The organism is Campylobacter concisus (assembly GCF_002913545.1).
Taxonomy (GTDB): Bacteria; Campylobacterota; Campylobacteria; order Campylobacterales; family Campylobacteraceae; genus Campylobacter_A; species Campylobacter_A concisus_AV.
Window position 1 is genome coordinate 15,235 of the sequence record NZ_PPBR01000132.1, and the last position, 22,694, is coordinate 37,928.

The following is a 22,694-nucleotide window of genomic DNA, read 5'->3' on the forward strand; positions in this document are numbered from 1 at the left end:
TATCCTACCGATCTTTTTCAAGCTACTCTAGCTCCTCGGCGATCTCAAGCACTTCAAAATAGTCATTTTCTAGGCTTTCAAGCTCAGCTTTTGCCTTTTCAAGCTCTTCATAAAGCTTGGTTAGCCCCACTTCTTGATAAATTTTTGGATCACTAAGCCCCTCGTTTAGCTCAGCTACTCTTGCTTCAAGGGCTGAAATTTTATCTGGATATGTGTTTAAAATTTGCGTTTGTTTGTAGCTTAGCTTTGCGCCAGATTTACTCTTTTGTTTGGCCTCATTTTGGCTATTTGAGAGCTCTTTTTCAAATTTATCAAGCTCTTTCATCTCATCTTCAAGCTCCAAATAGACGCTATACTCTTCATGCAAGACATTTATCTTTGTGCCCTCAAACGCCCAGAGCTTATTTGCCATCTTATCGACAAAATATCTATCGTGGCTAACTAGCAAGATAGCCCCTTCAAAGCTTTGCAAGTAGTCTTCTAAGATGTTGATAGTTGCGATGTCAAGGTCGTTTGTCGGCTCGTCAAGCACCAGCACGTCGTAAGTTTTGGTAAAAAGCATTGCAAGCGCGACGCGGTTTTTCTCTCCGCCACTTAAAACGCCTATCTTTTTATCTAAAAATTCCTTTGGAAAGAGGAAATTTTTAAGATAGCCATAGACGTGCATATTTCGCCCACGCACCAGCACGTGATCGCCGCCATTTGGACAAAATGTCTCTATAAGGCTCTTGTCATCATCAAGGACATTTCTAGCTTGATCAAAGTAGCCGATACTCACCTCGCCTCTTTTTATCTCGCCGCTACTTGGCTTTTCAAGTCCTAGCAAAATTTTAAGCAGCGTGCTTTTGCCACTGCCATTTCGCCCCACAATGGCGATCCTCTCGCCCTGCAAGACCCTTGCGTCAAATTTTTCAAAAAGCACCTTGCCGTCTATACTTTTGCTTAAATTTTTAAACTCAAAGAGCATTTTTTTGCGGTTTTGGCTCTGAACTTGGTTGAAATTTTTACTCGCACGCTCCAGCTCTAGCCTCACGCGCCTTATCACGCCTGGGTTTTTCTTAGCCTCCTCGCGCATAGCAAGCACCCGCTCTTTTCTGCCCTCGTTTCGCTTTAGTCTAGCTTTTACGCCGCGCCTTAGCCACTCCTCTTCTGCCTTTAGCTGTTTTAGCAGCGTCTCATGCGACTTTGCAAGGCTTGCTAAAATCTCCTCTTTTTTGGTTAGATAGTTTGCATATCCGCCCTCGAAATTTTTTAAGCTTGCATCCTCGACCTCAACGCACCTAGTAGCGAGCGCATCGATAAAATACCTATCGTGGCTTATAAAAACTATGCTTTGATTTGAGCTTTTAAGCATATCTTCAAGAAATTTGACCATATAGACATCAAGGTGGTTTGTAGGCTCATCAAGCAGCAGCACATCTGGCTTTTTAAGGATGAGAGCACCTAGTGCCACGCGCCTGATCTCGCCACCACTTAGCGAGCAAATGGGTCTGTTTTCATACTCTTTTAGCTTAAATTCTTGCAAAATTCGCTCGATCTTGTGCTCGATATTCCAGCCGTCCTTTGCCTCTATAAATTTTAAAAGCCTCTCTTGCTCTTTTAAAATTTCTTTGTTTTCTGGGTCATTTGCTAGCAAGACGCCACTTTTTTCATACTCGCTTATCGCATCAAATATCTCTTTTAGCTCGTTATTTAGCGCATCTCTTACGCTAAATGTGGCGTTAAAATTTGGATTTTGTGCTAGCATCTCGACGCTTATCAAGCTCTGCACTATGCGTCTGCCGCTATCTGCTGCCACCTCGCCAGAGATGATCTTCATAAGCGTGCTCTTGCCGCTGCCGTTTTTACCGATGATCGCTATCTTTTCATTTTCATTTACGCTAAGGCTTACGCTGTTTAAAATTTCATTTGCGCCAAATTTTTTACTTACGTCTATTAGGTCAATTAATGCCATTTTTCTCTCAAATTTTAAATTTTTTGGATTATATCAAAAGGGAGCTAAAACCTAATTTGGCTATAATCGCCCCTAAATTTAAAAAGGGAGAAATTTATGAATCTTTCTATGAAAAAACTGGTCGTCCCTATATTTTTAGATATGTTTTTGCACTTTATAACGCTCATCATAAACACCTACATGGTGACAAAAGTGAGCGTGCATCTAGTTGGCGCCATGGGTGCGGGCAATCAAGTGATGGATCTTTTTATGACCATTTTTAACTTTTTAAGCATGGGCTGCTCAGTCGTCGTCGCACAAGCTCTTGGCGCAAAGCAAAACGAGCTAGCCTCAAGCGTCATACACGCAAGCATCACGTCAAATACGATCTTTGGTATCTTTTCAGCCATCATCATCTACGTCTTTGGCTACAACATCTTAAATTTACTAAACGTGCCAAATGATCTCATAAACGATAGCTTCTCATACCTTCACATCCTTGGCTTTGCATTGCTCTTTGATGGCATCGGTATGGTGCTAGCTGCGGTGCTTCGCGTCTATAACCTAGCAACCGCAGTCATGCTAACTTCAGTTTTGATGAACATCATCACCATCTTTGGCAACGCCATCGCCCTTTTTGGCTGGTTTGATCTGCCAAATTTAGGCCTGCAAGGTGTTGCTATCTCGACATTTGTGGGTAGGCTAATAGGCGTTTTTGTCCTACTTTACATGCTCATACGCGTGGCAAAAGTTAGAATTTATCTTAGCAAACTGCTTGTCGTGCCGTTTGGAATTTTAAAGAAAATACTCTCAGTTGGCTTGCCAAGTGCTGGCGAAAATTTACTCTGGATGGCGCAATACATGGTCGCATTTGGCTTTATCGCGAGCATGGGCGAGGCAACTCTTAGCGTGCAGACTATCTACTTTCAGATCACGCTTCTCATCCTGCTTTGTGGAGCGAGTATCAGCGTGGCAAACGAGGTCATCGTGGGGCATTTGGTTGGGGCAAGCGAGTTTAACGAGGCCTATACAAGGACTTTTAAAGCCTTGTGGCTTGGCATTTTTATAACCTTAGTCGTCGTTTTGATCGCCTACGCCTTAAAGTATAAGATCATGGACGCACTAAATTTAGATGAGAGCTTGCGCAAGATAATGCTACCGCTCTTTACCCTCTCGATCGTGCTAGAAGCTGGCAGAACCTTTAACATCGTCATCGTAAATGCCCTTCGTGCAAGTGGCGACGCGAAATTTCCGCTTGCGACTGGGCTTATCTTTATGTGGGGGCTTTCGCTGCCGCTTGGATATTTCTTAGGCATACACCTTGGCTGGGGCATCGTTGGCGTTTGGATAGGATTTTGCGCTGATGAGTGGCTAAGAGGCCTTGCAAATACATGGCGCTGGAGAAGCAAAAAGTGGCAAGAAAAACGCCTAGTTTGAGGCAAAAGAGCGTAAATTTAGACTTTTATGGCCTAAGCGTTTTAATAAATTTCAAAACAAATGTAAAATCTATGCGTCTAAGAGTTGGCAAGGATGCTAAGATCACGCTTTCTATGCCATTTTACAGCACGCAAAAGATGGCTCTTAGCTTTCTTGAGACGCACAGAATTTGGCTTGAAAACTCATATAAAAAAGCTCTTTTAAATTTACCAAAAGATGATGAGATGAAATTTCTTGGTCAAATTTATAAGATCAAATTTAATGAGAGCATAAAACTGCCATTTTTTGAAGATAAATTTATCATAACGCCAAATTTAAAGGCACTTGAGCGCCTTAAAAAAGCAAGAGCAAAAGAGCTATTTTTAGAGCTTGTAAGCTACTATCAGCCTCATATCAATAAGCCAGTTAGTCGCATCGTCATAAGAGATAGCAAAACTCGCTGGGGCAGCTGCAACCACAAAAAAGGCTATATAAACTTAAGCCTAAGGCTCATCGAAAAACCGCTCTCAGCCGTGCGATACGTCGTGCTTCACGAGCTTACTCACCTACTCTATCCGCATCATCAAAGCAGCTTTTATAAATTTATAGAAGCCATCATGCCTGATTATAAAGAGCAAGAGCAAATTTTAAAATCATAATTATTTTTCATCAAGTAAGTGTAAATTTAATATGTTAAAATTGCACATTACTTTACAAAAGGAAAAATTTTATGAAAAAAATGATTTTTATCTCGCTTCTTGCAGCTTGCGCTCTAGCAGGCAACTTTGAAGATGGCTTGAAAGCTTATGCTGACTCAAATTTCACTGAGGCTTTGTCTAAATTTGAAGCAGGTTGCGCGGCAAATGACGCAAGATCATGCGCAAAAGCAGGTGCGATCTACCAGCTTGGCAAAACTGACGTGCCAGATAGCAACAAAGCGCTAGAGTTTTACAATAAAGCTTGCCAAGGCGGTGAAAAAGAGGGTTGCTCAGCAGCTGGTGGAATTTATCTAGATAACGATCCACAAAAGGCAAGAGAGCTTTTTAACAAAGCATGCGAGCTAAATGACGGCTACTCTTGCGCGATGATGGGATCAATACTAATAGATGATCATAAATTTAAAGAGGCCTACGCGGTTTTAGAAAAAGGTTGCAAACTAGGCGATAAGCTTGCTTGCGAATTTGCAGGCGATCTAAAACGCTCAAAACAACTTTGATCTTTAGGCTTTAAAAGCCTAAATTCTCACTTTTTACAAAATCAATAGAAATAAATTTAAAAAAGTTTAGGCAAGAGAGCTCTTGCCTAATGTTAAATCGCTCTTATTTGATCAAGTGGTTTATCTTTTATGCCCCACTGAGTCATAAAGACAAAGCCATAAAGGGCTGCTGCTACGATGTAGGCTGTGTATTCGTTTGGCATTAGCCCAAATTTCACGCAGATATTTGGCACAAGAGCTAGAGGCACGACTGGGATAAGTAGCGCCCTCTCCCAAATCCTAAGCTTTGTGACGTAGTATCCTTGAAGCAAGCTTGAAAAGGCAAACATCCCCACGATCGCCATGCCAAAGACGAGCAAAATTTCAAGCGGGTTGCTCATCCAAACGATACCTTTTGAATCAAGCGGATCGCTCGTGTTTATGCTTTCAATTAGCATAAGTTTGTTGTTAAAGAAAAAGGCAAATGGCAAGATCGCCGTTCTTAGATCGTAAAAGAACCCTTGCACGCCAACGGTTATTGGATTTGCTTTAGCGATGCCTGCTGCTGCGTAGGCTGCGATGCCAACTGGTGGCGTATCATCGGCCAAAATTCCAAAGTAAAAGACAAAAAGATGCACAGCGATAGCAGGGATCAAGAAGCCATTTTTATGTGCCAAAAACAAGATAACTGGCGCAACAAGGCTTGAGACGACGATGTAGTTTGCTGTCGTTGGAAGCCCCATGCCAAGGATGAGCGACATAAGAGCTGTTAAAACTAGGATCATCATGATGTTATCGCCTGCTAGAAGCTCGACTAGATCAGAGAGCACCTGACCAAGGCCAGTAAGCGAGATAGAGCCCACGATGATGCCAGCAAGTGCTGTTGCAATGGCTATTGTGGTCATGCTTTTTGCAGCTGCGACCATCGCCCAAAATATATCCTCAAAGCCAAGAAGCACGTCGCTTAGCCCTACTTTTTCGCCTGAAGCTAGCTTTTTAGTTGGCTCTTGAAAGATCATTATCAAAAATAAAAATCCAATCGCATTAAATGCTGCAGCTATGGCTGACTCTTTTGCGATTAAAAGCGTGTAAAGCAAGATCAAAATAGGCGTTATATAGTGAAGACCACTTACAAAAATTTTAAATCTTGAGTGAAATTCGCTCTGATTTATGCCTTTTAGTCCAAGCTTGACGCTCTCTAAATGCACGATGAAAAATAGTGACAAATAACAAGCAAATGCTGGAATAACCGCTGCCATCATAACATTTGTATATGTCATACCTAAAAACTCAGCGATGATAAAAGCAGCCGCACCCATGATCGGAGGCATGAGCTGTCCATTTACACCAGCAGCAACCTCGATAGCTCCAGCTTTTGTGCGAGAAAGACCAGCTTTTTTCATAAGCGGTATGGTAAATGTACCAACGGTTACGACGTTTGCTGTAGAGCTGCCTGATACCATGCCAGTTAGGCCACTTGCGATGACTGAAGCCTTAGCTGGGCCACCTCTATATTTGCCAAGAAGTGAGAAGGCTAAATTTATGAAGTATTGTCCAGCGCCTGCTCGCTCGAGCAATGAACCAAAAAGAACAAAAAGGTAGATAAAACTAACGCTAACACCGATAGGCACGCCAAAGACGCCCTCAGTCGTTAAAAACATGTGTCCTGCGATCTTTTCAAAGCTAGCGCCTTGGTGAGCGATGATATCTGGCATATAAGGGCCAAAGTGATCATATATCAAAAATAATATACAAATGATAGGAAGCGCTGGTCCCATGACACGCCTGCCAGCTTCAAGCAAGACAATGATCGCTAAAAACGATATGACGATATCTTGAGTGATATAATCCCCTGTCCTATCAGCTAGCTCGTAAAAATAAACCGCTGGATAAAGCACGGCAACAACGCCTACCACACAAAAAACTAGGTCGTAAAACGGCAAACTTGAGTGAGCCTTTTTATGAAAAGTGACTGGATATAGCAAAAATACAAGCCCAACCGCAAAGGCTAGGTGCACTGAGCGCGAAATGTTAGTATTTAGTGGGAAATACGCTATATAAAGCTGAAAAACCGACCAAGAGAAACACGCAAATGCAATGAAATAGTTGTAAATATTGCTATTTATCTCTCTTGTCTTTACCTCGACAAATTGTTCTTCGTTGTCATTAACTTCGTTCATCTTTCTCCTTTAAAATTTAAATATATAAATTTAGAAGAAATTTGCATATTTAAATTTTATCCAGAGGCAAAAGCCCCTGGAGATGGATTATTTTAAGATACCAGCCTCTTTAAATGCAGCCTCTGCAGCTGGGTGAAGCGGAGCTGAAAGACCTTGAACAAGATCCTCTTTTTTAACTGATTTTAGCGCTGGGTGAAGAGTTTTATACTCATCAAAGTTGTCTAAGATAGCTTTTATCACAGCTTTTACAGCCTCATCTTTTGTATCTTTGCTAGTTACTAAAACAGCTTTTACGCCGATAGTATTTACGTCGTGGTCGACACCATCATAAGAGCCTTTTGGGATCACGCCTTTTGCAAAGTATGGTTTTTCTTTAAGAAGGTTGTCGATCTCGCTGCCTTCGATGTTTAGGATATCAATAGGCAAAGATGTCGCAGCATCAGTGATGTTTGCAGTTGGGTGACCAACGACAAAGCTATATCCGTCTATCTTTTTATCTTTTAGTGCGTGTGGGCATTCGCCAACTGTTAAAACGCCGCGATATCCTAGTTTTGAAACATCAAAGCCCTTTGCTTTAAAGACTTCAAGCGTGCTCACTTCGTTGCCGCTACCTGGGTTGCCTACGTTGTATTTTTTACCAGCAAATGAAGAGAGATCGCTTGTTAGACCGCTATCTTTTGCTACAACAAATGCAAGAAGCTCTGGATATATCGCTACTACTGAGCGTAAATTTTCATCTTTTGCTCCGTCAAATTTGCCAGTGCCGTTATATTTGTCATAGACGACGTCACTTTGAACAAAGCCAAAAGTAAGCTCTTTTTTAAGGACGTTATTTACGTTATAAACTGAGCCGCCAGTTGATTGAACAGAGCATTTTACGTCTGTATTTTTATTTGCCAAGCGGCAGATCGCTCCACCTATCGGATAGTATGTGCCTGTCATGCCACCAGTGCCGATACTGATAAATTCTTTTGCTGAAAGTGTTGTTGCCAAAAGCAATCCAGCAAGTGCCAAAGAAGTAGTTTTCATCTAAAATCCTTTCAAAAAATTTAAGGCTATTTTATTCTATAAATTTAGCTTTGTATCTTTTTGATATGATATTTTTATGCCATTTTGGTAAAGTTGCAACTATTCTACACAATCAAGGCTTAAAAAAATATTTTCTTAAGAATAAATTTATATTTCTTTTACGAGCATTCTAAATTTTATGAGCTAGAAATCCTAGCTCTAAATTTAGTCGATAAATCTCTTTGTGATATTTGCGTAGGCATCGATCCTGCGGTCTCTTAAAAATGGCCAAATTCTGCGCACTTCTTCGCTTCTTTTCATATCTATCTCAACGATCTTGCAAAGCTCGTCTGTGCTATTTGCGCGGAAAAGCTGCTCGCCTTGTGGCCCGTAAACAAAGCTATTTCCCCAAAACTTAATCCCATCCATCACACCGCTATCATCTTTTTCAAAGCCCACGCGATTTACTGCAACCACTGGCAGGCCATTTGCCACGCTGTGGCCTCTTTGCACCGCCACCCACGCTTCAAGCTGTCTTGACTTTTCATCGTCGTTGTCACCCTCAAACCAGCCAATAGCCGTTGGGTAGATGAGAATTTTCGCCCCTTTTAGTGCCATTAGCCTTGCTGCCTCTGGATACCACTGATCCCAACAGACCAAAACGCCAAGCTTGCCAAGGCTAGTTTCAATAGGCTCAAAGCCAATATCGCCAGGCGTAAAGTAAAATTTCTCGTAAAAACCAGGGTCATCAGGGATGTGCATTTTTCTGTATTTGCCAGCCACACTGCCGTCACGCTCGAAGACAAAGGCGGTGTTGTGATAAAGTCCGTCAGCTCTCTTTTCAAAGAGCGAAGTGACTAAAACTACGCCATTTTCTTTTGCTACCCTGCCCCAAAAAGCGACGTCCTCTTGCCACTCATTTGCGTGATCAAAGAAATTTGTATCCTCGCTTTGGCAAAAGTATTGCGTCTGGTGTAGCTCTTGGCAGACAACTAGATCGGCACCTCCTTTTTTTGCCTCGGCGATTAGCTCAAGCGTCTTTGCGATAGTTGCCTCTTTTGTCCCTTTAAATTCTTGTTGAAGTAGTGCTACTTTCATCTCATCTCCCTTCTTTGTCGTTGTATGGGTCTAAATGCGTGGTTATCTGCCACGAAAATTCCTTAAATTTCTCTCTTATCTCGGCTTCAAGCGAGTCGGCCACCTCGTGCGCGTCGTAAAGCGAGATATCTTTGTCAAAAACTAAATGCAGCGTTAAAAATATGGTATTTGCGCTCTGCCTTGTATTTAGGTAGTGAAAGTCTGAAATCCTCTGCTTTGCCTTTATCATCTTAATGATCTCAGCTGTGATCTCAGGGCTTGCTGCGTGATCTAGCAAGATACCAAAGGCATCTTTGCCAAGACTTATGGCGCTTTGAGCGATGTAGCCACTTATCACGATACCAAAGATCGCATCTATCATCACAAATCCGCTAAATTTAATGATAAGCAGCGATATGATGACTGCAAGGTTGCTAAAAAGGTCGATCTTATAGTGCAGTGCGTCTGCTTTTATGATAAGATTGCCACTTTTTTTAGAAATTTGGTTTAAAAATAGCACCAAACATAGCGTCACTACGACTGAAAACACCATCACACCAAGGCTTAAGCCAAGGTCTATCTCTAAATTTGGCTCGCTAAATTTCTTAACACTCTCATAAAATATATATCCAGCAGCCACGACGATGATGACACACTCAAATAGCGCTGCTAACGCCTCCAGCTTTGTGTAGCCAAAGTTAAATCTCTCATCAGCTTGCTTTCTTGACTTTCTAAGCGCAAATAAATTTAAAAGCGAAACGATAAAATCAAGCATCGAGTCAATCGCCGAGCCAAGCACAGCGACTGAGCCGCTAAAAAGCCCAGCTGCAAATTTCACAAGTGCAAGTAAAAAGGCGCAAGCTCCAGCTGCGATAACGGCTTTATTTTCGCCCTGCGTGCACTCCTGCTTATTTATACTGTTAAACTCATAATCAAACGGACTTGACAAGACTAAGCCCTCTTGTATCTATTTTGACTTGAGCAGTGAAGCGAGCCATTTTGACGAACAAAAACTAGCGAATTTACACCGATGATCTTTCTATCTGGAAGCGCCTTGGCTAGTAAATTTAGCACCTTTTCATCGTTTTCATCGTTATATGTTGGCACGATTAGCGCACCATTTATAAAGATAAAATTTGCATAGGTGCAGCCAAGCCTTTTGCCATCATAAAATTTAGGTTTTGGTAGTGGCAAGGCAAGTAGCTTAAAGCCAGTTTTTTTAAGCTCATCTTCCATTTTTTTTAGCTCATCATAGTGCTCATCGCTCCTATCATCGCAAGCTGCGTAAGCAATAGTGTCAGGCGTGATAAAACGCGCTAAAGTGTCGATATGGCTATCTGTGTCATCGCCTCTTATAAAGCCATTTTCAAGCCAAATGATACGCTTTAAGCCAAACAAATTCTTTAGCTTCTCCTCGATCTGCTCTTTGCTAAGTGCTTTGTTTCTATTTTCATTTAGCAGGCATTTTGTGGTAGTTAAAAGCACGCCATCTCCGTTAAACTCGACACTCCCACCCTCTAGTATCATATCAACCGGCTCAAGCTTAGTTTTATAAATTTTAGCTAGCTCCAAATTTATCGCATCATCTTTTGAACTCTTAAATTTACCACCCCAAGCGTTAAATTTAAAGTCATAGCTCTTTACGCCGTCCTTGGTGCAAACGTCGATCATACCGTAGTCTCTGATCCAAGTATCGTCAGTATCAAGCTTAACAAACTCTACATTTTTAAATTTCTTAAACCTAGCGAAATTTGCCTCATCAGGGCAGATGAGCACCACCTTTTCAAAAGGCGTAACAGCAGCCACAAGCTCCTCATAGCCCGCCAAAATCTCCTCTAAATAAGGCTCCCAGTCGCTCTTACTATGTGGCAGCGATAAAAACAAAAGCTCCTGCTCTTCCCACTCTGCATACGCTCTCACGCTCTCTCCTTGTAAATTTTATAAATTCCATAAATCGTAATGATTATCCAAAAGGCCTCTATCAAAAATGAACCGAGGTTAAAGTGCACAAAAAGCGAGATTATAAGCAGCACCGCACCTACTAAATTTATTATCTGGTAGGCTAGATTGTGGCTATTTAGGCGGCCGATCTGAAGTAAAAAGTAGCCCATCACGATGCAGATCATCCCTAAAAAGCCCATGATCTGAAAAAGATCGATCAAATTTTATCCTTTTTGTAAGCTTAAATTTAAAGCGTGATCATATCTAATTAGTTTTAAATTTATGATTATGGGATAAAATAACTCCATTTTTCAGATTGGATTAAAGTTTATGGATTTTGAGTTTATTGAGAAATTTTACCCCCTTTTTGTAAAGGCTGGTATTCTCACCTGCCAGATCGCCTTTTTAGGGATCGTTTTTTCTATTTTGATAGGCATTTTTTGCATGGCTGTGAAATTTTACAAGCTAAAATTTCTCTCAAAACTAGTTGATTGCTACGTTGAGCTTTCAAGAAACACACCGCTTCTTATCCAGCTCTTCTTTTTATACTACGGCTTGCCAAAGCTTGGAGTGTCGATGAGTGGCTTTACCTGTGCGGTCGCGGGGCTTAGCTTTCTTGGTGGCAGCTACATGAGCGAGAGCTTTAGGCTTGGCTTTGAGGCAGTGAGAAGGTCGCAGATAGAAGCAGGACTTAGCATCGCACTTAGTAAAAACCAACTCCTAAGATATGTCATCTTGCCACAAGCCTTTAGCGTGGCACTTCCAAGTATCAGTGCAAACGTCATATTTTTACTAAAAGAGACAAGCATCGTTAGTATCGTAGCGCTTGCTGATCTAGTCTACGTTGCAAAAGATCTCATCGGGCTTTACTACAAGACAGATGAGGCGCTTTTTATGCTGGTTATTAGCTATCTTGTCATCATCTTGCCAGTCTCGCTGGCGCTTGGCTACGTCGAAAAAAGGGTGAGAAATGCAAGGAGTTAGTATATTATTTGACACGCAAAATTTACTAAGGCTGCTTGAAGGTCTTGTAGTAAGCACTGAAATTTCACTCATCTCGATCATCATCTCCGTCATCGGCGGACTCATACTTGGTGTTTTAATGAGTATGAAAAACAAATTTATATATCTTGTTTTAAAAATTTGCCTCGAGATCGTTCGTATCATGCCTCAGATCGTCTGGCTATTTTTATTTTACTTTGGCGTTAGCAAGGCTTTTGGGCTGCATATATCGGCATTTACCGCCTCGCTCATCGTCTTTAGCCTTTGGGGTGTTTTTGAGATGATGGATATCGTGCGAGGAGCGATCACCTCGATACCAAAGCACCAGTTTGAGTCAGCCGCCTCACTAGGACTTAGCAAATTTCAAATTTACTTTTATGTCATCATCCCGCTTGCTACTAGAAGGCTGGTGCCTGGAGCTGTAAATTTACTAAGCCGTATGATAAAAACGACCTCTATCGTCGTGCTAATCGGCGTTGTAGAGGTGGTAAAAGTAGGCCAGCAGATCATCGAGCGAAATGTATTTACAAATCCTATGGCGCCATTTTGGATATACACGCTCATATTCTTTTTATATTTTGCGATCTGCTATCCAGTCTCAAAACTATCGAAAAAACTAGAAGAAAAATGGAGCTAAAATGAGCGAAAATATCTTAGAACTTAAAAAAATAAACAAATTTTATGGAGAGCTTCACGCCTTAAAGGATATAAGCTTAGAGGTTAAAAGTGGCGAAGTGGTCGTGCTTCTTGGACCATCAGGCTGTGGCAAGAGCACAACACTTAGATGCATAAACGGCCTTGAAAGCATAGCAAGCGGCGAGATCATCATAGACGGCGAAGTGATAGATGCTAAATTTAAAGAGTGGCAAAGGATCCGCCAAAAAGTCGGCATGGTCTTTCAAAGCTACGAGCTCTTTGATCACATGAACGTCATAGATAACGTCCTTCTTGGGCCTTTGAAGGTGCAAAAAAGAGATAGGGCCGAGGCCGAAAAAACGGCTGATATGTGGCTAAGCAAGGTTGGGCTACTTGATAAGAAATTTGCCTATCCAAAGGAGCTAAGCGGCGGTCAAAAGCAGCGCATAGCAATCGTTAGAAGCCTTTGCTTAAACCCTGAGATCATGCTATTTGACGAGGTTACGGCTGCGCTTGATCCAGAGATTGTTAGAGAAGTGCTTGATGTGATACTAAATTTAGCCAAAGATGGCATGACGATGCTAATAGTCACCCACGAGATGAGCTTTGCAAGAGCGGTTGCAAATAAGATCGTATTTATGGACGCTGGAGCGATCGTGGAGATCAGCGAGCCAGAGGAGTTTTTTACTAATCCAAAGAGCGAGCGAGCGAAGAAATTTCTAAATTTATTCTCGTTTTAGAAAAAATAAGAGATAATTTGCCGTTTTTTCAAAATGCGTTTAGAGCGAGATTTGATCGCTCTTATTTACTAAATTTTTCAAAGGAGAAAGAGTGAGAAAATTTAAATTTTTCTTATTAGCATTAGTCGCTACCGTCTTTCTAACGGGTTGTGGTGATGACAAAGGTGCGGACAAAGCAGCCGCTTCAAACCAAGCTGATACGATCGCAAAGATCAAAGAGCGTGGATATATAAGGATAGGCGTTTTTAGCGACAAACCGCCATTTGGCTACGTCGATAAAGACGGCAAAAACCAAGGCTATGACATCTACTTTGCAAAACGCATCGCAAAAGACTTACTTGGCGATGAGAGCAAGGTTAAATTTGAGCTAGTCGAGGCTGCTGGCAGGGTCGAAGTACTCACAGCTGACAAGGTCGATATCACGCTTGCAAATTTCACGAAGACGCCTGAGCGCGCGCAAGTTGTTGATTTTGCGCTTCCATATATGAAGGTCTCACTTGGCATCGTTAGCCCAGAAGGCGCTGTGATAAAGAGCGTTGATGAGCTAAAAGATAAAACCTTGATCGTCAATAAAGGCACAACAGCAGACGCATTTTTTACAAAAAATTATCCTGATATCAAGCTTTTAAAGTATGATCAAAACACCGAAACTTTCGCAGCTTTGGTTGATAAAAGGGGTGCAGCTCTAGCACATGATAATGCCCTACTTTTTGCCTGGGCGAAAGAGACTCCTGGCTTTGTCGTAGGCGTTGAAGCACTTGGCGACGTGGATGTGATAGCTCCAGCTGTCAAAAAAGGCAACAAAGCCTTGCTTGAGTGGCTAAATAACGAGATCATCGAGCTTGGAAAAGAAAATTTCTTTCACAAAGACTATGACGCAACGCTAAAACCAATATATGGTGATAGTGTCAATCCTGAATCTCTAGTTGTTGAAGGCGGCAAACTCTAAATTTAATGGCGTAATCTTTACGCCATCTCTCTTTTTAAATTTAACAAATATATTTGCAAGTTTTACAGCAGGCGACATCACTTTAAAATCCATGACGGCAGTTTTGTAATTCTTGGTAGCAAGCTAGCATGTAAATTTACGATAATGTTTCTAAAGTTTTTGTCAGCAAGTGGGACTGTTTTAAAATCTATAATGAGCAGATATTTTGCACACCTGAGCGCTAAACTAGCAAAATAAGCTTATAGCGAAATGAACTCTTTTTAAAAAACACTGGCATCGATAGGCTATTTGTTGATTTTAAATTCTATATATTTGATAAATTTAGAAAACTGCGAAAGTCAAATGAGAGAGAAAACCTTAGTTTTTGAATATTTAAATAAAATTTTAAAAAGCATTTTGGAGTAAATTTAGCCCAAAATGCATTTATTGGTTACATTAAGCTCTTTAGTAAATTTGTCACTTTTTGCTCGATCTCTTCTAAAAATTCCTTACTCTTAGCTTCAAATCTAGTAACGATAACTGGCGTTGTATTTGACGCACGCACCAGCGCCCAGCCATTTTCAAACTGAATCCTAATGCCATCAATGTCGATAATATTTTTTATCTTTGGCAGGTCGCAGCCTTCATTTTTCACGCACTCTTTTAGCTTAGCAACTATCTTAAATTTAGCCTCGTCAGTCGTCTTTATCTTGATCTCATCGGTGCTAAAGACAAGCGGCATTTTATCAAGCTCGCCGTCAAGGTCAAAGCCCTTATGAACTAGCTCAAGCACCCTCATCATCGCATAAAGCGCGTCATCAAAGCCAAAATAGCGCTCTTTAAAGAAAATATGTCCGCTCACTTCAGCCGCAAGATCTACGTTTAGCTCTTTCATCATCTTTTTGATGTTGCTGTGTCCGGTCTTACCCATAAAAACTTCGCCGATTTTTGCGATCTCATCATACATATTTTGTGAGCATTTTACCTCGCCAAGCACCTTTGGATGTTTCATATTTAGCGCATAAAGATATGCTAGCTCATCGCCTTTTATATCTCTTTTTGGCGTTATCACGGCGATCCTATCGCCATCTCCGTCAAAGCCAAATCCAAGGTCAAATTCTTTCTTTTCAATGAGCGAAAATAGCTCTTTTAAATTCTCTTTTTCGCTTGGGTCTGGGTGGTGATTTGGGAAATTTCCGTCTGGATCTTCATATAAAATTTTCGCATTTAGCCCAAGTGCCTTGACGATAGGCACCAAGCTCACGCCAACAGCGCCATTTGCACAGTCGATAACAAAAGGCTTTTTGAAATTTTTAAGCTCGCTAAATTCTTTTACAAAAAACTCAACGTATTTTTCTAAAATATTAAATTTCTCACAGCTCTCATCGTCTGCTATTTGCTCACCAGAGGCGATTATCTCATTCACCTTATCTTTTAAAATTTGCAGATCTTTGCCAAAAAAACTATCTTTTTTAATGGTGATCTTAAAGCCGTTATAATATTTTGGATTGTGAGAGCCTGTGATCATAATGTTTGCGTCGAAATAATCAGCATAAACGCTAAAGTAGCCAACAGGAGTTGGTAGCAAGCCGATATTGTAAATTTTAAAGCCACCAGCCTTGTTTAGACCGCTTAGCAGATACCTAAAAAGCGTGCTAGCACTTAGCCTTGCGTCAAAACCAACGCTTAAAGTTTTCACGCCAAATTCGTTAAATTTCTTACCCAAAGCAAGCCCTATAGCCTTGACGCTGTCTTCTGTCAAGTCTTTTTCAAAAATGCCGCGGATGTCGTATTCTCTAAAAATTTCATCATATTTCATTGTAAATTCTCCCTAAAAGAATGCAAAAATAATACAAGAATAAATTTAAAAAGGAGTAAATAATTTTATAAATTTAGTGAGGTTAAAATATAAATTCGAGCTAGAAAAGACTCTAGCTCGAAAAGGGCTGCTACATCATGCCGCCCATACCACCCATGCCGCCCATGTCAGGCATTGCAGGCATTGCTTTTTCTTCTTTTATCTCGCTGATAGTTGCTTCAGTTGTTAGTAGCAAGCTAGCTACGCTAACAGCGTTTTGTAGCGCAACTCTCTCAACTTTTACTGGGTCGATGATGCCAGCTTCAAACATATTTACATATTCGCCAGTTGCAGCGTTAAAGCCAAAATTTGCATCTTTGCTTGTCTCAACTGCGTTTGCTACTACGCCAGCGTCAAAGCCAGCGTTCTCAGCGATTTGGCGAAGTGGAGCACGAAGCGCTCTTCTAACGATCTCAGCGCCGATTGCCTCATCGCCTTGTAAATTTAAATTTACGCTCTTTGAAGCAAGGATAAGAGCTGAACCGCCACCTACTACGATGCCCTCTTCAACAGCTGCACGAGTAGCGCTTAGAGCGTCATCTACGCGGTCTTTTTTCTCTTTCATCTCAGTCTCAGTCGCAGCACCTACTTTGATAACTGCCACGCCGCCACTTAGTTTTGCAAGGCGCTCTTGAAGTTTTTCTTTGTCATAGTCGCTTGTAGTCTCGGCGATTTGCGCTTTGATCTGAGTTATTCTAGCGTCGATCGCTGACTTCTCGCCTGCGCCATTTACGATAGTTGTGTTGTCTTTGTCGATAACTACACTTGAAGCTTGTCCAAGGTCGTTTATAGTGGCACTCTCAAGTGTTCTGCCTAGCTCTTCGCTGATAACTTCGCCACCTGTTAAGATAGCGATATCTTCAAGCATCGCTTTTCTTCTATCGCCAAAGCCAGGAGCTTTTACAGCTGAGATGTTTAGCACGCCGCGAAGTTTATTTACAACAAGCGTTGCAAGTGCCTCACCCTCGATATCTTCAGCGATGATTAGGAGTGGTTTGCCACTCTTTTGTACTTGCTCAAGCACTGGAAGCAGGTCTTTTAAATTTGTGATCTTCTTGTCAAATAGCAATATAAATGGATTGCTTAGCTCAACTTGCATCTTTTCAGGGTTTGTGATGAAGTATGGGCTTAGATATCCGCGGTCAAACTGCATACCCTCAACAACGCTTAGCTCGTCTTGGATAGACTTTGCCTCTTCTACTGTTATGACGCCGTCTTTGCCGACTTTCTCCATCGCATCAGCGATAAGCTTACCGATGCTCTCATCTGAGTTTGCAGAGATAGTAGCGATCTGAGCGATCTCTTTTGAGCCAGAAACTTTTTTAGAGATGTTTTTTAGTGCATCTATAAGAGCTGCTACTTCTTTATCCATACCACGTTTTACTTCGATAGGATTTGCGCCAGCAGTTACGTTTCTAAGACCCTCTTTAAATATCGCGTGAGCTAGCACAGTTGCTGTTGTAGTGCCGTCACCTGCTTGGTCATTTGTCTTGCTTGCTACTTCTCTAACTAGGCTTGCACCCATGTTTTCGATAGTATCTTTTAGCTCAACCTCTTTAGCCACGCTAACGCCGTCTTTTGTGATGTTTGGAGCGCCAAAGCTCTTTTGGATAAGGACATTTCTGCCTCTTGGTCCCATTGTCACTTTTACAGCGTCATTTAGTTTTTTTACGCCCTCATATAGGCGATTTCTTGCATCATCAGAGTAAAAAATTTCTTTTGCCATTGTCTTTCCTTTTTAAATTATTTAATCACGCCTAAAATATCGTCGATGTTTAAAACAAGATATGTTTTATCATCTAAATTCACCTCAGTGCCAGCGTATTTAGCAAATACTACTTTTTCGCCAACTTTTACGCCCTCAGCTTCAGCACCAATTGCTTTTACCTCACCGCTTAAAGGTTTTTCTTTTGCGTTATCAGGTATAATTATGCCCGAAGCTGTCGTCTTTGTCTCTTCTACGCGTTCGACTAGGACACGCTTGCCTAATGGTTGAAAGTTCATTGTTCATCCTTTTAGTTTAATTGTCTTTTTTAGCACTCTTTATTTTTGAGTGATGAAATGCTAGCATTTTTTTCTGAAAAAGTCAATAATTTATAGTGAATTTTATTAAAAACTTTAGTCTAAGTGACTAAAGTTTTATGATATGTAAAACTAATATAAAGGAATTTTATGAAAAAAGTAGCTTACATAGTTGGCGCGCTTGTGTTCATAGTAGCTTGCATTTTTGGCTTTATCTTTAGCTCTTTTGGCAATAAATTTATAGCCAGCAAAATAGAAAAAGAGGCACTAGCTCGTGGTATCGATGTCAAATTTAAAGATTTTAACCTTGGTCTTAGCACCTTAAATTTAGAGGCGACCGTGATGAACGCCATAAATTTAAAGGCAAATGGCGAGCTCTCCTTGCTTGCTCAAAGTATGAGCTTAAACATAGATATAAACGCCGACAAGGTAAAGGCTAGCGAGCTTGGACTAAAAAAGGACGTCGCTCTTAAAGCAAACGTGGCTGGTAAATTTAGCGACTTCAAGCTAACGGCAACTGGCACGGCGCTTGGCTCAAACATAAATTTAAACGCAAATTTAAAAGACTACCTGCCAAAAGCTCTAAATCTTGACGCTAAAAACATCGAACTTTCTGAGATCTCAGCTCTTGCGCAAAAGCCAAATTTAGCTAGTGGTAAGTTTGATCTAACGAGCAATATGCAAGGGGTCGATGAGAAAAATGAACCCATTATAAACGCTCAAATTCTAGCAAGTGATGCGGCGATAAACAAAGAAATTCTTAAAAATGAGTTTGGGCTAAATTTAGCAAAAGATATAAACTTTAAAGGCGGCGTAAATGCTAAATTTGCAAATGAAAAAGTGAGTGCAAAAACCCTTATCATCGCACCTGAAGCCACTTTAAAAGCAAACGAGACGACTTATGATCTAGCTAGTAAAAATTTAAAGAGTGACTTTTCGCTAAATGTGCCTGATCTTGCCCTTTTTGGCAAGTTCTTAAATCAACAGCTAAGTGGCGCTGTGGATGCAAACGGCGAAATTACAATGCAAGAAAATGCCCTTCAAAACCTAAAAGCTGAGATAAACGGGCTTGGTGGCAAGATAAATGCAAATTTTGATAGCAAAAACTTAGCCCTAAATGCAACTAGCATCAAACTAAAAGAGCTTCTAGCGCTTGCTTTGCAGCCTAGCTACGCAGACGGGCAAATAAATTTAAACGCAAATTTTAGCGGATTTGACGAGCTAAAAAAGCTTGCAGGCGAGGCTAAATTTGAGATAAAAAACGGTCTTATAGATAAAGGGCTTACAAAGCTTAAAAATGCGGCGAAATTTGAGCTAAAAGGTGGCGCCACAGCAAAAGGTGAACTTGTAAATTTTGACGCAAATGTGCTTAGCGACCTTGGCGAGCTAAAGGATGTAAAGGGCGTTTATGACCTAAAAAACAGCCAAATTTTTAGCAAATTTGCCCTGCTCATTAGCAACCCTGAGAAATTTAAAGCGGTTAGTGGCTTTGAGGTTGGCTCAAAGATGGCGCTTGCGGGCGATGTGAAGGTTAAAGCAAGCAAGATAGATGAGCTAAATTTAGGCGGCGATGCCTTTGCTGGCAAGCTAAACGCCACCATAAAAAATGAAAATCTTGATCTTAACCTAAAAGAGGCGCAGCTAGGAGAGATCTTAGCACTTAGTGGCAACGACAGACTGGTAAATGCCAAGACAAATGTCCAAGCAAAGGGGCAAAATATCTTTAGTAAAAGCCCAAGCGTCACCGCAACGATTGCTTTAAATGATGGCAAATTTAACGCCGCAGCACTTAGCAAAATGCTTGATAAAAAATTCCCAGAAAACGAGAAATTTAGCTCAAATTTAAGCCTAGACTATAAAGGCGACATGGCAAAATTTAGTGGCGACTTTCTTAGCTCGCTAGCTGATATAAAGGGCATAGATGGCAGCTTTGATGTGGGCAAAAGCACGCTAAGCCTAAAGCTTCAAGCGGTGGTTTCAGAGCTAAATAAGCTTGCATTTTTAGCTGGTCGCGAGCTTCACGGTAAATTTGCAGCCTTAGTAACGGCGAACGGCAAAGTGGATGATCTAGGCGTAAAAGCCACCTCTGATGATCTATTTAAGGGCAAACTAGAGGCAAACTACAAAGGTGGCGCGCTTGATGCAGTGCTAAAAAACTTTGAGGTCAAAGGGCTAACGCAGACTTTGGGGCTAGAGCACCTTTATGATGGCAACGGCGATGCTAAATTTGACTACGAGACGAAGCAAAAGCTCGGCAAATTTGACATCTTGCTAAAAGAGGGCCACCTAGCCAGTACAAATCTCACAAACAACATCAAAACCTTCACCGGCAAAGACATCACAAAAGAAATTTACAAAGACGGCAAAATTTATGGCGATATAAAGGGCGACAACGTCATCTTTAACGTAAATTTAAGCTCACCAAAGAGCGACATAAAGGTTTCAAACGGCACTTACAATACCGCCACGAAAATGCTTAACGCGCCGCTTGTTTGCAGGCTAGAAAAGACCGACCTAAACGTGCAAATCTCAGGCACTACAGACAAGCTAAAATACGATGTCAGATCGCAATATCTCGAAAATAAGGTCAAAAAAGAGATAGGTAGATTTTTAGATAAAAAGCTTGGCAAAGATGATGACGCAAGCGGCGAAAAACAAAATTTAAAGGGGCTTTTAAAAGGGCTATTTTAGATGAAAAAGGCGGAAAATTTAAAGTATCTAATGGGGCTTGGGCACTTTTGTAGCGACATAAACCAAAGCGCGCTTGGTGCGATGCTGCCCTTTTTCATCGCGAGCTACCACTACGACTATGCCACAGCCGCCTCGCTCGTGACCGCCACAAATTTAGCAAGCTCGCTCATCCAGCCACTTATCGGTCGCCTAAGCGACAAAAAAGAGCTACCATACGTCATCCCGCTTGGGCTGCTGCTTGCGGGCGGTGGCATGAGCCTAACTGGCTTTGTGACAAACTACTACATCATCCTAGTTTGCGTGATGATAAGCGGTATCGGCGCCGCGCTCTTTCACCCAAGCGCCGCAAGGATCGTAAACTACACCTCAAACGCCAAAAATAGAGCCAAAAGCATAAGTATATTTTCATTTGGTGGTAATGTCGGCTTTGCGGTTGGGCCCATTTTAGTCGCCGTTTTTGTGGGAAATTTTGGCCTAAAAGGAACGCTGATCTTTATAATTCCCCAAATTTTTCTGACACTTTTATACCTTAAAAAGGGCAAATTTATAAAAGCGCTAGAAGACAATCACAAAAAGCAAATTTCCCAAAAAACAAGCGCTCTAAAAGACGATCTGGGCGCATTTTTAAGGCTTTGTCTGTGCATATTTTCACGCTCTATCGTCGCTTTTGGCTTTTCAGCATTTTTTAGCATCTACCTCATCAAAATTTTTGGTCTTAGCAAAGAAGCTGCAAATGTAAATTTAAGTATGTTTTTTGCTGCAGGTGCGATCTCTACGCTATTTGGCGGAGCACTAGCTGATAGATACGGCTTAGTTAGGCTCATCAAAATAAGCCTAAGCATCGCCGCGCCGCTAGTCGTGCTAATGCTCTTTATCGACAGCTACGCGCTATTTCTCGTGGCCTCCATGTGCGTAAGCGCCTGCATCAGCCTATCTTTTAGCCCCTCAATCGCCCTTGCACAGCTTTATCTGCCAAATCAAATCGGCCTAGCCTCTGGCGTAACGCTTGGACTTAGTATAACAATCGGCGGTATATTCGCAACGGTCATCGGCAAGATCGCTGACATCTTTAGCTTAACGCACTCGTTTTACTTTATCGCCGCAGTATCGCTCATCTGCGCAGTTTCTAGCTACTTTTTAAAGCCGGTTAGCAGAACTTAATTCTATACAAATAGCTCGCTAACAGCGTAGAGCACAGCCTTGCCACCAAGCATCACCCTGCCGTCATCTCTCATCCTACAAGCGATCTCACCACCTCTTTTTGACACCTCAAATACTGCGGCTTTTACCAAGCTCTTTCGTTCAAAATAGTGCCAAATGACAATGCCTTGAGCCACAGACTATATCCTTTGCACGCCCAACTTTGGCGCAAAGCTAAAGAGACACGGTTAAATTTCTCGCCCCTTGAGCTGATTTTGTAAATTTTATTTTTTGGGCTTTAAATTTGCTTGGTAGATAAAATTTGATACGAACTGAAATTTAAACAAAGCTTGTCAAAGAGAGGAAATTTTTGCTTCGATACAAGGCGACAAGACTAAATTTAAAGATATAAAAGAGCCAAGCCATGGCGCTTAGAGTGGCGGTATTTTGCAGTAGTTTTTATTTTAAAATTTAAAAGGCAAAGTGTCTTGTGATGATTTTAAATGTTACGAAGAAATTTTCGACCGAAGATAGAACAAATAAATTTAAGCCACCAAGACAAGAATTTTTTGTTTTGTTTAGTAGTTTTTAAACCCTAAGATGCAGTATTTTTTTGCTTGCTTCGCCTTGCTTGCAACGAGATTTCACTACAAGAAGCTGAGCCATGGATTTTGGGCGGCAGTATTTTGTGATAGATTTAAATGTTGCGCAGTTAAAATTTGCGCAGACCAGAGACACGTAGAAATTTAAATTTTAGCTACCAAAGCATCAAGGCAAAGTATCTTGCGATGATTTTAAATGTTTTGCTTCGCAAGCTCGCAACTGCAAGCAGAAACGAAGAAATTTTGACAGAAGATAAAACAAATAATTTTAAGCCACCAAGACAAGAAAATTTTTGTTTATCTGTGAGGAGGCAGTAAGTCAAAT

20 protein-coding genes are annotated in these 22,694 nt (G+C 41.2%); 9 read left to right on the plus strand and 11 right to left on the minus strand.

Going from position 1 to position 22,694, the window contains the following annotated elements:
- Positions 1-22: 22 nt before the first annotated feature.
- Positions 23-1,954 carry a ribosomal protection-like ABC-F family protein gene (gene abc-f, locus CYP05_RS09450; protein WP_103642746.1) on the minus strand — a complete coding sequence of 644 codons (1,932 nt, stop codon included), beginning with the start codon at positions 1,952-1,954 and terminating at the stop codon, positions 23-25.
- A gap of 96 nt (positions 1,955-2,050) precedes the next feature.
- Between abc-f and CYP05_RS09455 the strand changes: the two genes are divergently transcribed.
- From CYP05_RS09455 to CYP05_RS09465, 3 genes are all read left to right on the plus strand, one after another.
- Positions 2,051-3,370: an MATE family efflux transporter gene (locus CYP05_RS09455; RefSeq protein ID WP_103642747.1), complete on the plus strand. Its 1,320-nt coding sequence runs from the start codon at positions 2,051-2,053 to the stop codon at positions 3,368-3,370.
- Positions 3,325-4,008, plus strand: coding sequence for a YgjP-like metallopeptidase domain-containing protein (locus CYP05_RS09460; protein WP_103642748.1), 684 nt, complete (start codon positions 3,325-3,327; stop codon positions 4,006-4,008). The genes CYP05_RS09455 and CYP05_RS09460 overlap by 46 nt, the downstream gene beginning before the upstream one ends.
- 71 nt (positions 4,009-4,079) lie before the next feature.
- A complete protein-coding gene (locus CYP05_RS09465; RefSeq protein ID WP_103642749.1) occupies positions 4,080-4,565 on the plus strand; it encodes a tetratricopeptide repeat protein in 486 nt (161 codons plus the stop codon).
- A gap of 92 nt (positions 4,566-4,657) precedes the next feature.
- Here the strand turns inward: CYP05_RS09465 and CYP05_RS09470 are convergent, their stop codons facing one another.
- The 6 genes from CYP05_RS09470 to CYP05_RS09495 all read right to left on the minus strand — a co-directional run bounded on the left by CYP05_RS09470 (position 4,658) and on the right by CYP05_RS09495 (position 10,971).
- Positions 4,658-6,724, minus strand: a complete 2,067-nt coding sequence (locus CYP05_RS09470; RefSeq protein WP_103572065.1) for a TRAP transporter permease — start codon at positions 6,722-6,724, stop codon at positions 4,658-4,660.
- An 87-nt stretch (positions 6,725-6,811) separates the two neighbouring features.
- Positions 6,812-7,753: a TAXI family TRAP transporter solute-binding subunit gene (locus tag CYP05_RS09475; protein ID WP_002940425.1), complete on the minus strand. Its 942-nt coding sequence runs from the start codon at positions 7,751-7,753 to the stop codon at positions 6,812-6,814.
- Between the two features lie 204 nt (positions 7,754-7,957).
- Positions 7,958-8,830, minus strand: coding sequence for a carbon-nitrogen hydrolase (locus CYP05_RS09480; RefSeq protein ID WP_103642750.1), 873 nt, complete (start codon positions 8,828-8,830; stop codon positions 7,958-7,960).
- Between the two features lies 1 nt (position 8,831).
- Positions 8,832-9,758, minus strand: a complete 927-nt coding sequence (locus CYP05_RS09485) for a cation diffusion facilitator family transporter (RefSeq protein ID WP_103642751.1) — start codon at positions 9,756-9,758, stop codon at positions 8,832-8,834.
- Between the two features lie 2 nt (positions 9,759-9,760).
- Positions 9,761-10,729, minus strand: coding sequence for an agmatine deiminase family protein (locus CYP05_RS09490; RefSeq protein ID WP_103642752.1), 969 nt, complete (start codon positions 10,727-10,729; stop codon positions 9,761-9,763).
- Entirely contained in the window at positions 10,726-10,971 is a 246-nt protein-coding gene (locus tag CYP05_RS09495) for a CBU_0592 family membrane protein (RefSeq protein ID WP_103642753.1), read from the minus strand. Before CYP05_RS09495 ends, CYP05_RS09490 begins: the two co-directional genes overlap by 4 nt.
- A gap of 109 nt (positions 10,972-11,080) precedes the next feature.
- Here CYP05_RS09495 and CYP05_RS09500 point away from each other — a divergent pair, with 109 nt between their 5' ends.
- The 4 genes from CYP05_RS09500 (at position 11,081) to CYP05_RS09515 (ending at position 14,077) form a co-directional block, all read left to right on the plus strand.
- Complete coding sequence (locus tag CYP05_RS09500; RefSeq protein ID WP_103642754.1) at positions 11,081-11,734, plus strand: amino acid ABC transporter permease; 654 nt, start codon at positions 11,081-11,083, stop codon at positions 11,732-11,734.
- Complete coding sequence (locus tag CYP05_RS09505; protein WP_103642755.1) at positions 11,721-12,389, plus strand: amino acid ABC transporter permease; 669 nt, start codon at positions 11,721-11,723, stop codon at positions 12,387-12,389. Before CYP05_RS09500 ends, CYP05_RS09505 begins: the two co-directional genes overlap by 14 nt.
- A 1-nt stretch (position 12,390) precedes the next feature.
- A complete protein-coding gene (locus CYP05_RS09510) occupies positions 12,391-13,128 on the plus strand; it encodes an amino acid ABC transporter ATP-binding protein (RefSeq protein WP_103595383.1) in 738 nt (245 codons plus the stop codon).
- 91 nt (positions 13,129-13,219) lie between these two features.
- A complete protein-coding gene (locus CYP05_RS09515; protein ID WP_009293645.1) occupies positions 13,220-14,077 on the plus strand; it encodes a cysteine ABC transporter substrate-binding protein in 858 nt (285 codons plus the stop codon).
- A gap of 430 nt (positions 14,078-14,507) precedes the next feature.
- On the opposite strand, the gene CYP05_RS09520 is transcribed toward CYP05_RS09515, so the two are convergent.
- The 3 genes from CYP05_RS09520 to groES form a co-directional block, all read right to left on the minus strand.
- Positions 14,508-15,875: a phosphomannomutase/phosphoglucomutase gene (locus CYP05_RS09520; RefSeq protein WP_103642756.1), complete on the minus strand. Its 1,368-nt coding sequence runs from the start codon at positions 15,873-15,875 to the stop codon at positions 14,508-14,510.
- A 130-nt stretch (positions 15,876-16,005) separates the two neighbouring features.
- Positions 16,006-17,640 (minus strand): chaperonin GroEL, encoded by a 1,635-nt coding sequence (groL, locus tag CYP05_RS09525; RefSeq protein ID WP_002940160.1) that lies wholly within the window; start codon positions 17,638-17,640, stop codon positions 16,006-16,008.
- Positions 17,641-17,657: 17 nt separating this feature from the next.
- A complete protein-coding gene (gene groES / locus CYP05_RS09530; RefSeq protein ID WP_021089314.1) occupies positions 17,658-17,918 on the minus strand; it encodes a co-chaperone GroES in 261 nt (86 codons plus the stop codon).
- Positions 17,919-18,086: 168 nt separating this feature from the next.
- On the opposite strand from groES, the gene CYP05_RS09535 reads away from it, so the two are divergent.
- Both CYP05_RS09535 and CYP05_RS09540 read left to right on the plus strand, forming a co-directional pair.
- Positions 18,087-20,627 (plus strand): tryptophanyl-tRNA synthetase, encoded by a 2,541-nt coding sequence (locus tag CYP05_RS09535; protein ID WP_103642757.1) that lies wholly within the window; start codon positions 18,087-18,089, stop codon positions 20,625-20,627.
- Complete coding sequence (locus CYP05_RS09540; RefSeq protein ID WP_103642758.1) at positions 20,628-21,788, plus strand: MFS transporter; 1,161 nt, start codon at positions 20,628-20,630, stop codon at positions 21,786-21,788.
- A 2-nt stretch (positions 21,789-21,790) separates the two neighbouring features.
- On the opposite strand, the gene CYP05_RS10040 is transcribed toward CYP05_RS09540, so the two are convergent.
- Positions 21,791-21,964, minus strand: a complete 174-nt coding sequence (locus CYP05_RS10040) for a hypothetical protein (protein ID WP_181001204.1) — start codon at positions 21,962-21,964, stop codon at positions 21,791-21,793.
- Between the last annotated feature and the right edge of the window lie 730 nt (positions 21,965-22,694).

Bases quoted from the DNA above. Each gene is read 5' to 3' on its own strand.
- groES (WP_021089314.1), bottom strand. From the start codon at position 17,918: ATGAACTTTCAACCATTAGGCAAGCGTGTCCTAGTCGAACGCGTAGAA.
- CYP05_RS09520 (WP_103642756.1), bottom strand. From the start codon at position 15,875: ATGAAATATGATGAAATTTTTAGAGAATACGACATCCGCGGCATTTTT.
- CYP05_RS09510 (WP_103595383.1), top strand. From the start codon at position 12,391: ATGAGCGAAAATATCTTAGAACTTAAAAAAATAAACAAATTTTATGGA.
- CYP05_RS09460 (WP_103642748.1), top strand. From the start codon at position 3,325: ATGGCGCTGGAGAAGCAAAAAGTGGCAAGAAAAACGCCTAGTTTGAGG.
- abc-f (WP_103642746.1), bottom strand. From the start codon at position 1,954: ATGGCATTAATTGACCTAATAGACGTAAGTAAAAAATTTGGCGCAAAT.
- groL (WP_002940160.1), bottom strand. From the start codon at position 17,640: ATGGCAAAAGAAATTTTTTACTCTGATGATGCAAGAAATCGCCTATAT.
- CYP05_RS09480 (WP_103642750.1), bottom strand. From the start codon at position 8,830: ATGAAAGTAGCACTACTTCAACAAGAATTTAAAGGGACAAAAGAGGCA.
- CYP05_RS09500 (WP_103642754.1), top strand. From the start codon at position 11,081: ATGGATTTTGAGTTTATTGAGAAATTTTACCCCCTTTTTGTAAAGGCT.
- CYP05_RS09505 (WP_103642755.1), top strand. From the start codon at position 11,721: ATGCAAGGAGTTAGTATATTATTTGACACGCAAAATTTACTAAGGCTG.
- CYP05_RS09465 (WP_103642749.1), top strand. From the start codon at position 4,080: ATGAAAAAAATGATTTTTATCTCGCTTCTTGCAGCTTGCGCTCTAGCA.
- CYP05_RS09455 (WP_103642747.1), top strand. From the start codon at position 2,051: ATGAATCTTTCTATGAAAAAACTGGTCGTCCCTATATTTTTAGATATG.
- CYP05_RS09535 (WP_103642757.1), top strand. From the start codon at position 18,087: ATGAAAAAAGTAGCTTACATAGTTGGCGCGCTTGTGTTCATAGTAGCT.
- CYP05_RS09540 (WP_103642758.1), top strand. From the start codon at position 20,628: ATGAAAAAGGCGGAAAATTTAAAGTATCTAATGGGGCTTGGGCACTTT.
- CYP05_RS09470 (WP_103572065.1), bottom strand. From the start codon at position 6,724: ATGAACGAAGTTAATGACAACGAAGAACAATTTGTCGAGGTAAAGACA.
- CYP05_RS09475 (WP_002940425.1), bottom strand. From the start codon at position 7,753: ATGAAAACTACTTCTTTGGCACTTGCTGGATTGCTTTTGGCAACAACA.